Source organism: Aequorivita antarctica (genome assembly GCF_007997155.1).
GTDB lineage: Bacteria > Bacteroidota > Bacteroidia > Flavobacteriales > Flavobacteriaceae > Aequorivita > Aequorivita antarctica.
In genome coordinates, this window is record NZ_VORT01000007.1 from 101,549 (window position 1) to 116,025 (window position 14,477).

The following is a 14,477-nucleotide window of genomic DNA, read 5'->3' on the forward strand; positions in this document are numbered from 1 at the left end:
ACCTAAAAATAAAAAAGATGAAAAGATTACAACTAATAAGAAACAGGTTACTAAACACCCCCAAGATTCAATTTGTGGGATTCGTTATCCTCCTAGTTTTACTCGGCGGATGTGAGGATTTTTTGGAAGTAGAATTTCCAGAAGACCGATTGACAGGTACCGTGGTATTCAACAATGAAGCCACGGCTAATGCTGCCCTAGCAGATATCTATAACAAGCTGCGGGACAATACACTTTTAACGGGAACCAATCAGGGTCTAAGTGTGCTTATGGGGCTTTATTCCGATGAACTGGATTATTATGGCTCTCCTGGGAATGCGGCCTACAATTTTTATAACCATACGGTCATTCCCTCCAATAGCGCCGTGGCATCACTTTGGAATGATAGTTATAATGTAATATACAGTGCCAATGCCATAATAGAAGGTCTTGAAAAGAGCAAGGAGTTGACGCAAGAGCAAAAAGAACCTCTTTTGGGAGAGGCTCTTTTCCTTAGAGCGATGGTGCACTTTCATCTCTATACGCTATTTGGGGATATACCCTATATAACCACTACAGATTATAAAGTGAACAGTGCGGTGCACCGAATGGATTGGGATAGGGTTTATTCCCTACTTCTGGATGATCTAAGTAATGCAAAGAATTTCTTGCCAGACAGTTATCCGTATGGAGAACGCATCCGCCCCAATCGATACGTGGCAGCTACCCTTCTTTCAAAAGTATATCTATATGCCGAGGAGTGGGGAAAAGCCGAGACAGAAAGTTCAACCATCCTTGATGGTTCTGGTATTTATGTATGGGAAGAAAATCTTGATCTCGTGTTCCAAAAGGAGAGCAGCACTGCAATTTGGCAATTGAAACCTTCCACCGCAGGAAGCAATACCTTGGAGGCACAGAGTTTTGTAGTGCTCTCACTCCCACCTTCAAATGTTGCACTGAGTAATGGTTTTGTGGGTAGTTTTGAACCAAATGATCTACGGAGGGAAAAATGGATCGGGGAATTAAGTGATGGAATTGAGACCGTATATTTTCCCAATAAGTACAAAGAAGTGGACTTTACGGGAGAGACCCTAGAATATGCAGTAGTGTTTCGTCTTGCCGAGCTATACCTGATCCGTGCAGAGGCAAGAGCACAGCAGAGTTCTATTTTGGGAGCTGTGCAAGACCTAAATAAAATAAGGAGCCGTGCCGGACTTTCGGGAACCACTGCAGATTCCAAGGAGGCGCTTTTGGATGCCGTACTTGAGGAACGAAAGCATGAACTTTTTACCGAACAAGGCCAGCGATGGTTTGACCTTAAGCGAACAAATAGTGCCACAACCGTTTTGGGACCAATAAAACCAGGTTGGAAAGCTACGGACATTCTACTACCCATCCCTGAAAATGAATTAAGCCTAAATCCCAATCTGCAGCCCCAAAACCCGGGATATTAAGATGAAAAACAATGAAATGAAAGCAATCTCTTGGATTGGCAAGGTGCACTTAATTATAGCAATGTGTATCCTAACTGTCTGCCCTATTTTTGGGCAGACAGTATCCAAAAAATCATTAATGCCAGAGGATTTTGATCAGTGGAGCTCGCAGCATAGCTATAGCCTTTCCCCAAAGGGCGATTGGATTAGTTGGATTGAGGATTATGAGATTGATGCGGATACTCTGAAGTTGCTGTCAACAAATACCAAAAAGGAATTTGCGTTCCCAAATGGAGAGAATGGAACATTTGGCAATGCAGGTAAATGGTTCGCTGCAATGGGGGCAGAAAATACCGCCATACTTTTGGATCTGCAAAAAGGTAGCATATTTCGGTACATCAATATTCACAGTTTTCATTTTACAGAAAATGGAAAATTTATTGCACTCTATAAAGTGAGCGGGGAGGAAAAATCGCTCATTGTCAAAAATTTGGAAAACAATCGGGAGGTTGAAATGGCAGCGGTTGCGGAATATGCATTCAATAAAAACGGAGATTCACTGGCCTTTATAACCAATACCGTTGAAAAGGGCTCTGTCAATATCATGAATACCAAGGATTTCAAAATCCACACCCTCTTTTCCAGCCAAAGTAATTTTAAGGATTTGGTCTGGAACCCGCAAGGCAACGGCATCCTTTTTATGGAAGACCCTAACAATGAGAACAGTGCAAACGCATTATTACATTATTTTAACTTTAATTGCTCTCAGGTTTCCACCTCGCTGAATACAAAACATGCCAACTTTCCCAAAGATCAGAAATTTGCCCCTATAGAGCCTTTTTTTTCTAGGGATGGGACAAAGGTGTTTTTTTATAGTAACAGCCCACCCATTGCATCGAAAACCGATGTGGAAGTATGGTCGGCTACCGATGCGGTAATCTATCCCCGTAAAAATGCCGATTGGCTTGCTAACCCTTTTCTTTTAAATCAATGGGATCCAGCGAAGGATAAAATTTTGGAGATAGGCACGGGAGATTTTCCAGAGGTCGTTCTAACAGGTGACCATAAAAATGCGATAGTTTACAATCCGTGGGCCTATGAACCCCAAGAAAAGCGGTCGGGGAATATTGATCTATATCTGGTCAATTTGGAAAAGGGAGAAAGAAAACCACTCCTGAAAGCACAGGAGAGCTATTATAGAAGTTTTGTGGTTTCTCCTTCTGGTAATTATACAGCCTATTTCAGGGATGGAAATTGGTGGAGTTACACTATTGGAACCGACACAAAAGTAAATCTTACCGAAAGTCTAAAAGTTCCTTTTGACAAACAGGATGAGCATTTTGATGGGGAAAGCAGCCATTTTGGGTTTGGTGGATGGCTTAACGATGACAGCAGCTTTATAGTGCGCGATTCCTTTTACGACTATTGGTTATTGCGTCCCGATACTGGAAAATCGGAAAGAATAACCTTCGGCATAGAAAAAGGAATGCGGTTTGAGGTCGTGGAGGATATGTATGGAAGCTATCCCAAAATGAGGACTCCCCAGTTTGAGAGTATGGCAATAGATGGAACGGAAGGTCTTATTTTTATTGGCCGGGGTAAAAACAATACCGAAGGACTTTATTTTTGGAAAGAGAAGTTTCCATTAAGGACAATGTATGAGGATACAAGGCATATTTCAGAAGTACGCAAAGCACGGGATAAAGATTTGTTCAGCTTTACCACGGAGACCTTTGCTACTCCGCCCCGTCTAGAGGTTGTGGAGGGAAAAAAACTAAAGACGATAAACCAAACGAATCCACAGGCAGCCTACTATGGGATCGAAAAAATGGAGGTTATAAAGTATAAAGGCATCAATGATTCCCTTAAGGGGTTACTGTTCTACCCCCAGAATTATGTGGATGGCAAAAAACACCCCATGATTGTCCATATTTATGAAAGACAATCAGGACATTCAAATGAATATATAAATCCTTCCCTTTATTCTGGACAGGGCTTTAATCCAAAAGTTTATACAAATGCTGGTTATTTTGTACTCTTGCCAGATATTGATTATGAAATTGGCAATCCTGGTTATTCTGCCTTGGAATGTGTAACGAACGGTGTAGAAAAGGTCCTTTTGAATAAGAGCATCGATAGGAATAGATTGGGGCTTATAGGGCATTCTTTTGGCGGTTATGAGACCTCTTTTATCGTTACCCAGTCCCAGATGTTTGCTGCTGCAGTTTCTGGAGCTGGCATCCACGATTTGCGAAGGGATTACTTTTCTATAGACCCACTCACTTTTATACAGAATAAATGGATGTATGAAACCTATCAGTTACGCTTTGGAAAACCATATTTTGAGATCAGGGATTCCTATTTAAAAAACTGTCCTCTCCACAATGCGGCCTCTGTCAATACACCCTTGTTATTATGGACTGGCCAACGGGATGTGAGGATAGATTACGGTCAAAGTGTAGAAATGTACCTGGCCCTGAAGGGGCTTGGGAAAAATGTGGAACTATTGGTATATCCCGAAGAGGGACATGCACTTTGGACCAAGAGCAATCAAAGGGACCTAACGGAAAGAATCAAAAAATGGTTTGATGAGTATTTATAGGGCAATTTAAATAAAACCCTTTTTTTTGGCTAGTTGAATTAAATCTTTGTCACTGTTTTTTTTAATATTAAAAATCACCTTAAGGTTACGTTTTCTCTTTTCTATTCCTGCAATAGATAATGGGAGTACATTTGGAATGTCCTTCATTTTAGTACCGATGCTTAATTCGTATAGAATTCTTCTATCCATACTGTCCAACATATGATCGCTCGACACATTGTTCCTTAGTACCTCCAGCACGGATTCGGTAAAATACAACTTACCATCCAGCACTGCCTCAATAGCTTTTATCAATTCGTCGGGATCCAAATCATTTTTTATTAAAAAGCCTTCTGGATTGACACTCTTTATGATGTTATGGATTCTATAATTATCACTATAAGTTGTGGAAACAATAATTTTTGTTTCCGGGAGCAATTCCCGAAATTTTATACCCAGGTCCTCTCCAGACAAAATTTTACCATCTTTGGTAGGCGGCAAACTGATATCTAAAAAAACCAAATCGATCGATTTTTTATTGGAAACTGTCTCCTTTATGGTTTCATACCCATCTGTACAGTTATGGCAGATGTCAATTATAAAATCAATGTCTTCTTTACTTTTTTTCAGTTCATTGAGCGCCAACATGTATGCCTGTGCAATAAGTGGGTGGTCATCTATTATGAGGATATTAAACATTTTTGTTTCCATATTTAGTGTATTGGGATTGCTATTTGGATGATTGTTCCTTTGTTTAAAACACTTTTTATTTTTAAAGCCCCATTTAGCCTTTTAGTTCTTGACTGGATATTTTTTAATCCAATCCCCTTCTTTATTTTGTTTAAATTAAAGCCTTTTCCATTATCCTCGATATATAAATGAATGAGCCCATTCTCATTCGTTAATTCCAATTTTACAAAAGATGCATTTGCATATTTCAATATGTTTTGTAAAGATTCCTGCACAATTCTGTAAAGGTTTATTTTTAAGCTACCCGCTATCTCTTTTTTATCTAAAATTTCACAATATTTAAATTCATAATCAAATTTACCCACCTTTGCGTTTTCTTTTAGAAGCTTTTCCAATAGGCTCTCATAACCGCTTGAACTGTTCAACAAATGATTTTTTAGGTCGTGTGAAATTGTTCTAATTTCTTTTTCAATTGCTTTCAATTCACTTAAATGCGTCTTATAATCACCCTCTTCATCGTTGCTGTTGGAAAACTTAAAAAAACCAAGATTGAGGCGAGTTCCCAGCAATCTATTCAGGATACCATCATGAAGCTCTTCTGAAATTCTGGTCCTTTCTTCCATCTTTCCCTCTTCCAATTTTGCCTGCTGACTTAAATTTAAAAAATAAATTTCTTCATTGCTAATTTGTTGCTGGGTTTCATAATGTAAGACTTTATTCTTTGAATATTGGCGCAATAAAAAATATAGTAGGGTAAGGATAGAGATAATTCCAATGCTAATGGCCAATATCCAGATTTTCTGTTGTTTTAGCCGTAACGTGTCATAGATATATTCATCCGTTTCAAAATCAATTCTCGTGAATTTATTTCTTATTTTTCTTTCTTCTGTCTGAAGGCTATCATTAAGATATAATAGTTTTTTTAAATATTCCGGAGCATTTTCTTGATCCAATTTTGATAGCAATTGTAGTGAGGACATATAATCCCTATGATTATTGAGGTCCAATGCTATATCTGCTGCGCCTTCTGCATAATGTATAGCTTGTGCTGTATCGGCAATAGCTGAATAATATTCTGCCAAATGGATTTTATTTATTGTAATACCTGAAGAATTATTCAAGCTGTCGCGTATCCGCAACGACCCCTGAAGTTCCTGGAGTACTCCGTTTAGATGGTTCATCTTGAGGTTACAATACGCCCTATTGTCTATTATACGGGCATATAACTGAATGTTCCCAGCTAACAAATCTTTATTTGCAAGCGCCTTATTAAAATATTCGTTTGCCTTGGCATATTCCTTTTGCTTGACGTAGACCAAGCCAATATTATTTAAACAGCCCTCATAGTTTGTCCCTTTATCATTTACAAACTCAAGTTGTTCCAAGGCTTTTTCATTATAAAATAACGCTCTGTCAAACTCCTCCAGTTCTTTATAGATAACCGCCAAATGCTTATAACATTCAAATAGAAGATCCGGCTTATTGAGTGGCTTCAATATTGAGATTGCCTCAATATTCAATATTTCGCTCCCTGTATAATCCTTTAATCTCCCCCTTATAAATGCCATATTATAAAGCATTTTTGCCGTATAATATCTTTTATCAATACTTTTGAAATACAATTGCGCATTTCTATAGTAATAATAAGCACTGTCATACACTTCCTTTTCAATATAGTAAGTTCCATAGTTCCAGCTAGCGTCTGCAAGTCCGAATGTATCTGCTGCCTTAGTGGAAAGACTCATAACTTGTTTGTTTAAGCTTTTAAACAAGGCTGAATCCTTAATACGATTTGCCCTGCAGGCAAGAGAACTTAACTTACGGATTTTTAAAGAATCTTGAATTGTGCTACTTTTTAACTTTTCAAGAGTATCCAGTATTGCCAAAGCTTTGGCTTGATGGTCTCTGTTAATTTGAACGGAGTCCCCGTTTTCTATACTTAAGGTTTTTGTATTTGAAATCTTGGAAGTTTTATCCCCTATTTCTTTTTGTTGGCAAAAACAAATAAAAAAAGTTAGGGCAATCACAACGATTGATTTGGAGACAGCTTTAGCTTTTATTTGAAATCCCATAATAACAAATCTAAATAAAAGCCTTTGATTAATAATCAAAGGCTTTGGAAATCGATCGACCCTTAAGAATTAGTTCTCATCTTCGTCCTTATCATTGTCTGGACCAATATCATCATCATCACCAGTACTGACAATCTGTGAAGAATTGTTGTTTTGATTGGTGTAAGAAATTTCTTGAGGAGTACAAGATAAAAACGAGCTTCCTAAGATTAGAAAAATTACAAATGTTAGCGAAGTTTTCATAGTTTAGAGTTTTAGGGTTATTAAAAAAAGTTCATTGTCACATATTTCAAAATCAAAATTTTGAACATAATCACAATATTTATAAATCTGGAAAGGCCTTTCCCGACTGGGCATTTGAACTAATTTACTATCACTACTGAATTTCCCCCAATGATTCTGACGGTATTTAGTGAGTTATAGCAGTCTGTTAGTGAGATTGGTAATCATGAGAGGGAAGCCTCGTCCAAAAGCGAATAGGATGTCATTGACAGCCTATCATTTATTAAATCAATATTTTTAAGGAATGCTTTTGTGAAAGGTAGTTTGACATCCTTTCTTGATATGGAACAAATACACTTGCCATAGTGGATTCTAGAAACGTATTTACTATTTACTATATAACTCCTGTGGATTCTAATAAAGTTTTTTGGCAGCACATCCTCGTAATTTTTAAGCGTTTTGAAAGCACCGACAATAGAACCATCGACCATATGAAAATCGGTAGTATTATTATCGGCTTTTAAATAAAGGATATTTTTGATATCGAGGTATTGGAAGTCGCCATATGATTTTAAACAAAGCTTCTCAAGATGTTGCTGGGAGTATCTTTTGTTATAGCTCAAAACACATTTCCTTAAATCGAGTTCAGCTATAGGTTTCAGTAATAAATCAAAAAAATTATTCTTGATTAGATCGTAGGCTCTTTCTTTTGTGTACGACAGGCCAATCAACGCGGGTGGGATTTCACAATACTTATAAATTTCAGCTACAAACGTGAATATATCATCAAACATATAATCAATATTCAAAAAGACCAGTTGGGGAGATTCTTTTAAAATTGCGTTGAGTGCCCTATCATATTCCTGATAGTTTCCTAAAAAATGGAATTGATCAAAACCTTCAAGAAGATCTTGGATTCTCTCAAGTGTTTCGCTTTCCTTTTCTATGATTATATAACCTATCAAAATATGTTCATAATTCTGAATAAATTTATAAGAAAATGAAAAGACTATGGTAGGGTTTTGTGTTATAATAAATAAGGTTATCTCTTACTTTTTACATTAAAATAGAACCACAAATATTCAGGGGAAATTCTCTGTTCTTCGATTTAATAAAATATACTGTTTTATAAAATTCCATATAGGCAACCAAACTACAGGCGGAAATTAGACTCGTAAAAATTAGATGGAAAAACCTTATAAATTCGGATAATTTACCTTACCGATGTCTCTCTGTTAATCCATAAATTTATTCAACTAACAAAAAATAAGTTTAACCCTAAATTTTTGATCATGAAGAAATTAAAACTACTTTTTTCGGTTCTATGCATTCTCTTTTTTAGTTTATCTGGGATTTCCCAGGAAAAAGAGAGTGATTTTTACTACTATAATGGAAATAAAATTTTCCTGGAAAAAAACACCCAATATCTATATGTGGTGACCAACAGTTCTCTAAAAACTCAAGCTGCATTAGAAAAAAACCTCGATCTTATAAATAAGGTCTCTAAGTTCAAAAGGGATGATGTACTTCAATCCTTAAACAAGGTTTCTTTTGGAATTAGCGCAAATCCTGAAAATTATTCAGCAGAAGTTGAATTGGGAAATCAACCGCTTGACAAAAGCCTATATCAAACCACCGTTGAAAGTATAAAAAACAATAGAAGTGTGGTATTTACAGCCCCCTATTATTATGATACTGCTGGCAAGAAAATGGCTCTAACCCAATATTTTAATGTAAAACTTAAAAATGAAGGGGATATTGATGTGTTAATGGATTATACGTCTAAAACTAACACTGAAATTATAGGGCAAAATTCATTTATGCCTTTGTGGTATACTGTGGGCATAACTCCGTCGAGTAAAGTAAATGCCATGTCTATGGCAAATAGATTTTACGAGTCTAACTTATTTGAGAATGCCGAACCTAATTTTATGATAGAACTGACCCAATTTGGTTCAGCAGAATCACTTATTGAGGATTTAGCCCTGCCTTCAATGGATACTTTTTTTAACAATCAATGGGGGCTAAAAAATACGGGGCAATATGGTGGTACATCAGGCATTGATATAAATGCTGAAAGTGCTTGGTTGGATACAAAAGGTTCCCCGGCCATAAAAGTTGCTGTTTTTGACGAAGGGTATGAACAAAACCATCCAGACTTACTACACAATAATTATGGAACAGGATATGATTCAGATTCTGGAACTACACCCTCTGTGGTATGGGGTTCCCATGCAACTGCTTGTGCTGGAATTATTGGGGCGCAACAGGACAACAATCTTGGAGTTACTGGTGTTGCCCCCCGCACAAATTTAATGTCTGTCAGTATAAGGTTTAGCACTACTAATTATATGAAATTGGCAAATGGTATAAATTGGTCATGGCAAAATGGGGCAGATATTATTAGTAACTCATGGGGCGGAGGAAGTCCTTCCGCATTATTTGATAACGCCATAACTAATGCATTTACTAATGGAAGAGATGGACTTGGAACTGTCATAGTTTTTTCTTCTGGAAATAGCAACAGTTCTTCCATACCTTACCCCATTAATAGTAATTCAAATATAATTTCAGTCGGAGCCATGAGCATGTGTGGTGAACGAAAAAATCCAAGCTCTTGTGATGGGGAAAATTGGTGGGGCAGTAATTATGGAAATATTTTAGACGTAGTTGCCCCTGGAGTCAAAATAGCAACTACTGACAGGCAAGGTACTGCTGGATATTCCACAACGGATTATGTCCAAAATTTTAATGGCACCTCCTCAGCCTGCCCAATGGTTTCTGGTGTAGCAGCACTTATCTTGGCGGAAAATCCTTGCTTAAGTCATACTCAAGTTCAAGATATAATAGAGCAAACAAGCCAAAAGGTACGTACTGATTTATATACATACAGTACAACGGGAGGAAGACCTAATGGAACATGGAACAACCAGATGGGTTATGGTCTTGTTGACGCTGAAGCCGCAGTTAATTTGGCGCAAATAACGGCTCCTCCAGGAAGCACTGCCTTTGATTTATATTCACAGGATAGACCTGATGACACTGGATTAGAGCCAAATACTATTTCCACATGGTTTTGGGGCAGTGAAGACATGTGGGTTAGACAAAACCTTGATGGCGGTCTAGCACATCAAAACCCTGAATTTAAAATGTATTCACCTAATGGAATTTATGTAAAAGTTAGAAACAAAGGAACTACCACTTCGGATTGTGCTACTCTAAAAGTATATTTTGCAAGAGCCTCAACCGGACTTACTTGGCCAACCCATTTCATCAATAATTATGCAGGACCATTATTAAATGGTGATATTATTGGTACGGCTGCAATACCATCCATTCCTCCAAATGGAACTGCCATAATTGAAATACCCTGGTATCCTCCAAACCCAGCTGACTACGGAAGCAGTGGAGATCATCACTTTTGTTTGACTTCCCGGATAGTTTCTGCAAACGATCCAATGTATAATGAGGTTAACTACGTCAATATTGGACAAAATGCATATAATAACAATAATATTATTTGGAAGAATGTAAATGTCTATAATGCTATATTAACTGACTTACCTATTCACAATGTATATATTCGGGGTATTGACATGGAAAATGAAATGGTTAATATCCGTTTTATTGGAAATGGAATGGATGATTTTGACAGAGTTGAGAAAGACTTCTTTGAACTTGGCGTGATGGAGATTGAAATGGATGAAGAATTGTTTAGACGCATGATGGATAATGGGTGTCTTGATGGACGCGGCATTGAAATAATTGGAGAAAACAAAGTTATGATTACTTCCTCTGAGGCAGTCTTTAAAAATGTTCCATTAAGATATGAAGAAACATTTACCTTACATAACCAATTTAGAGTCAACGAGGCGATTGAACCTGGCAAGCAATTGCTTCTTGATGTGGTTCAGGAAAATGCTAATAAAGGCCATTATGAAGGAGGTGAACGCTTTGTCATTATAAATGATAAAAAACAGGCAAGTAAGGACGCGAAAGTTTCGGTCATACCATCCCCAACGTTTAATATTGTACCAAACCCAACCCAGGGAATGTTTAATATTGTTCTTGATAAAAAAATCAATGGTACCTATAGTGTTATTGATATTTACGGAAATATTTTACATTCGGGAGATATTAAGGATGCGGAGCAAATATCTATTAACATGGGTACAGCACCTACAGGACTATATTATGTCAAGGTGGTTTCCAATGAATTCAACAGCATCAAGACATTACTTAAAAAATAATAACCCTAATTCTATTAAAAAGCCGTCTAAATTTTAGATGGCTTTTTTTATTTATCTATTCTGAAGGAAAATGCAAACTAAGAGTATTAAAAGTAATTTTTAAATCATTATTTACTATGAATCTGATGGAATAGCATTTGGCTGAAATTATTTTTGGAACTCTGTTATAGTGCTACTCTTCAAAGAAAGGCGCTTTATTTTTCGAAAGCCATAGATAAGGATTAATGTATTAGTTAAGATCCAAAAAAAACCCGGAATAGTTTATCCTTTCTATTCCGGGCATTGACATTTACCTATTTAGAAGGAAAATGCAAGGGTATTGGGCACATTGTAGGGCTTGTCTTTGCAAAAACAGGCCTACTGCTATAAGTGCAGGTTGGCCCATCTTCCAAATTACAGCTACGTGCTGGCTCGCAAACACCATTCACAAAGATGTAGCCAGGTACCAAAGTATCAACTACATCCGGTTTTGCTTGCGAAGCAAAGGCTGCGGTAATGGCAAGAAGAAATGCCATCACCGGTAACAAAAACTTAGTTTTAAGCTTTTTCATAATATTTATATTTAAATTGACACCTACTCTATTCTATCAGGTTTTCGGTTACCCCTGTCACTATATAGTATCATTCGTTAGAATTATATTCCAGCATTTTGGTATCTAACTTATAGGAAATCAATTTCGATCCCATTAAGGCATATAATTTTAAATCTCTAACCATAAAAGACCTCATATGTAAGTTGGAAGGTCTATATAGATAAAAACTAAACACATAGGTCTTTTTGTCTATATCATAAACATCGATTATCTCCGCCTCCTCAAGTATTCTATTTGACTCAAACTTTCCCAACCTATCAGTCTGAATGAATAGAAGGTTTTTATCGGTAGCTGCATTATTGTTGATAGTTATTGTATTGGGATTAAGTTTCTTTTTTCCTGATCTTTTAAGATTGGTAATATCCAAAGAAACTTGATTTACCGTATCGATTGTCTTTCCTTGATAGATTAGTTCCAAATTCTCATCCACCACCAAAAACTTATTTCTGTAGTAGTACATATAAATTAGTTTCTTCAGACTATTGTTCCATAATAATTGACCATCGGTATCAAACACACCATCGTTTTCAGACCTCAACAATAATGGATTATAAATAGGCCGAAATACTGAATCTCTGGAAAGAATCCCCAACATATTCTTTTTATCTTCACTGCTTTGAGAGCAGACGGCAAGAGAATTTCCGTCAAGTATGATTGCTTGGGAGAAGTAGTAGGGTTTATAAATAAAAGTATTCGCCTTCCAATTGTGAATACTTCCCTTAAAAATAATTGGCACAATTCCATCAAATACAAAAAATTGATTTCTTGACACCTCAATTCTTACCCTTCTAAAAGGTAAACCCATATTGTCAATCTGAACTTTCATCACTGATGTTCCTGTTAAGGCCGTGTCCATGGCAGTCAGTAATAGTGGTGCTGTACTATTTCCGAGATAGACAATATCACTCTCGATCCCTGCAAAATAGTATGAGCTGTAGCCTAAATCATGACTTTTAATCTTATTTGCGAAGTGCGGAAGATGTCTGCGAATGAAAGCATTGTTCTGATGCATTTTTTTCTCTGAAAAGACAAAGAACAATACGACAATACCAATTCCAAAAACAGCTAGAAGTGAAAGCAATAAAAGTTTTCGTTGTCGTATTTTTTTTTGCCCTATAAATATTCCCAAAGCAGCTAACAGAATAAACACCAAATTAAATATTAGATGCTGCATCCAACTCATCTTTTCCAGCACGCCACCACATGAGCAAGGAATGAAGTCGGAGTAATTAAGGATGATCCAGATATAGTTCGTGAACATAACCATTAAGGTAAAGGAGGCATAGAGGGCAAGGGTTCTATATTTTCCGAACATTAAGAAGAATGCAATGATGATCTCTATACCGGGCACAAGCCAAGCAATAAATCCAGCATAGGCGCTCAAAAGTGGTGATTGCGCCAACTGGACGGCAAAAGTTTCAAAATCGATTAGCTTACTAATGGCGGCGTACACAAACAGAGTTATAAATAATAGGCTAACTATATTTATTACAAGTTTTCTATGTTTAGTAACGAATACCATATCCTTTAATTTGATATGATAAAATTCCGCATTAAAATTTATGGATTATGAAAATATACTTATCCCAGAGGTATTATTTTCAATAATAGAGAAAATCACGAATTTTCTGATGAATATTTCTTTCGAAGCTCAGTGGGCGTATGGCCAAATTCACTCTTAAAAGTGGCGGAAAAGGAAGGAACACTTTTAAAACCGCATACATGGGCAATTGTTTTAAAGGGTCTATCTCCATATTGTACCAGCATTTTTGCTTTTCTAAGACGTTCGTTTCTTAAAAAACGAAATACGCTTGTACCATACAATTCCTTAAACCCATATTTCAGCTTGAAGGTATTAGTACCTATTTCACGGGCAAATTCCTTTAGTGGAGGCAACTCCCTTTCCAAGTTGTTGCTTAAAAAGTCCCTTGCCTCTCTTATTTTTCGGATATCCTCATAAGTTAATCGAACCTTTTCCCATTTATGTTGAACTGTAACAGTTCCTTTTTCCGTGCGGTTCCCGTTCAAGCGCATTATATTTTGCTTGATCTCCTCTTCCAATTCCACCGGTTTTTTCGAATGCTTAACTATTGTAAGTATGGTTCCATCCTCTTCGCCTTTATAACCTTTAAGAAAACTTAAATAGCAGGCGCTCGGAATTAACAGTCCTCCCTTGGTTTGAAAGGTGAGTTCAACTGCCTTATCTGCCGTGTTTTTCACCTGTATACTTTTCCAATACTCTTCCCAGGTTTTAGCAGTTTTTTCATTCAGGAAATGGGTTAATGATTTGCCTACCATATCCTCGCATAAATAATAGAGAATGGTACAGGTTTGGGGATTAACTGCTACAATTCTTCCCATTGAATCAAGTATAAAGTTCATTATCACAATATGCTTAATGGTCTCATTCGCATTAGCATATCCCTGGTGTATCAAAGCCTCTTCAATTTCCTCCGCCATCATATTGATTAGCGATACAAGAGCCTCGACATTATCATTTTTATTTGATCTTTCAATACGGTAGAAAAACTTACCCGAACCCATTTCAATTAATAAGTTCCTTACTTTTTTAAGACGTTTCTTTTTTGACATAACGAAATCATTTATTATTAGTTCTATCGATAATTGGGAAGTTATAAGATAGGTTTCAAAATAAG

Annotated in this window: 10 protein-coding genes; 3 read left to right on the top strand and 7 right to left on the bottom strand. The window is 36.7% G+C overall.

Features of this window, described 5'->3' with window-relative positions; all coding sequences use genetic code 11:
• Nucleotides 1-17: 17 nt before the first annotated feature.
• Both ESU54_RS10940 and ESU54_RS10945 read left to right on the top strand, forming a co-directional pair.
• On the top strand, nucleotides 18-1,433 hold the full coding sequence (locus ESU54_RS10940; protein WP_111844361.1) for a RagB/SusD family nutrient uptake outer membrane protein: 1,416 nt from the start codon (nucleotides 18-20) through the stop codon (nucleotides 1,431-1,433).
• A 1-nt stretch (nucleotide 1,434) separates the two neighbouring features.
• On the top strand, nucleotides 1,435-4,014 hold the full coding sequence (locus tag ESU54_RS10945) for a S9 family peptidase (protein WP_111844360.1): 2,580 nt from the start codon (nucleotides 1,435-1,437) through the stop codon (nucleotides 4,012-4,014).
• A gap of 6 nt (nucleotides 4,015-4,020) precedes the next feature.
• Here the strand turns inward: ESU54_RS10945 and ESU54_RS10950 are convergent, their stop codons facing one another.
• The 4 genes from ESU54_RS10950 to ESU54_RS10960 all read right to left on the bottom strand — a co-directional run bounded on the left by ESU54_RS10950 (nucleotide 4,021) and on the right by ESU54_RS10960 (nucleotide 7,942).
• The gene (locus ESU54_RS10950) at nucleotides 4,021-4,704 is read right to left on the bottom strand and encodes a response regulator (RefSeq protein WP_111844359.1); all 684 of its coding nucleotides are present in this window, start codon (nucleotides 4,702-4,704) and stop codon (nucleotides 4,021-4,023) included.
• A gap of 2 nt (nucleotides 4,705-4,706) precedes the next feature.
• Nucleotides 4,707-6,428, bottom strand: coding sequence for a tetratricopeptide repeat-containing sensor histidine kinase (locus tag ESU54_RS10955; protein ID WP_160113274.1), 1,722 nt, complete (start codon nucleotides 6,426-6,428; stop codon nucleotides 4,707-4,709).
• Between the two features lie 396 nt (nucleotides 6,429-6,824).
• On the bottom strand, nucleotides 6,825-6,998 hold the full coding sequence (locus tag ESU54_RS17835) for a hypothetical protein (RefSeq protein WP_160113272.1): 174 nt from the start codon (nucleotides 6,996-6,998) through the stop codon (nucleotides 6,825-6,827).
• Nucleotides 6,999-7,201: 203 nt separating this feature from the next.
• Nucleotides 7,202-7,942, bottom strand: a complete 741-nt coding sequence (locus ESU54_RS10960) for a LytR/AlgR family response regulator transcription factor (protein ID WP_111844357.1) — start codon at nucleotides 7,940-7,942, stop codon at nucleotides 7,202-7,204.
• A 327-nt stretch (nucleotides 7,943-8,269) separates the two neighbouring features.
• Between ESU54_RS10960 and ESU54_RS10965 the strand changes: the two genes are divergently transcribed.
• Nucleotides 8,270-11,227 (top strand): S8 family serine peptidase, encoded by a 2,958-nt coding sequence (locus ESU54_RS10965; protein ID WP_111844356.1) that lies wholly within the window; start codon nucleotides 8,270-8,272, stop codon nucleotides 11,225-11,227.
• A 293-nt stretch (nucleotides 11,228-11,520) separates the two neighbouring features.
• On the opposite strand, the gene ESU54_RS10970 is transcribed toward ESU54_RS10965, so the two are convergent.
• The 3 genes from ESU54_RS10970 to ESU54_RS10980 all read right to left on the bottom strand — a co-directional run bounded on the left by ESU54_RS10970 (nucleotide 11,521) and on the right by ESU54_RS10980 (nucleotide 14,412).
• A complete protein-coding gene (locus ESU54_RS10970; protein WP_111844355.1) occupies nucleotides 11,521-11,778 on the bottom strand; it encodes a DUF6520 family protein in 258 nt (85 codons plus the stop codon).
• Between the two features lie 70 nt (nucleotides 11,779-11,848).
• Nucleotides 11,849-13,342: a DoxX family protein gene (locus ESU54_RS10975; protein ID WP_111844354.1), complete on the bottom strand. Its 1,494-nt coding sequence runs from the start codon at nucleotides 13,340-13,342 to the stop codon at nucleotides 11,849-11,851.
• Between the two features lie 95 nt (nucleotides 13,343-13,437).
• Complete coding sequence (locus ESU54_RS10980) at nucleotides 13,438-14,412, bottom strand: helix-turn-helix domain-containing protein (RefSeq protein WP_111845937.1); 975 nt, start codon at nucleotides 14,410-14,412, stop codon at nucleotides 13,438-13,440.
• Nucleotides 14,413-14,477 lie beyond the last annotated feature (65 nt).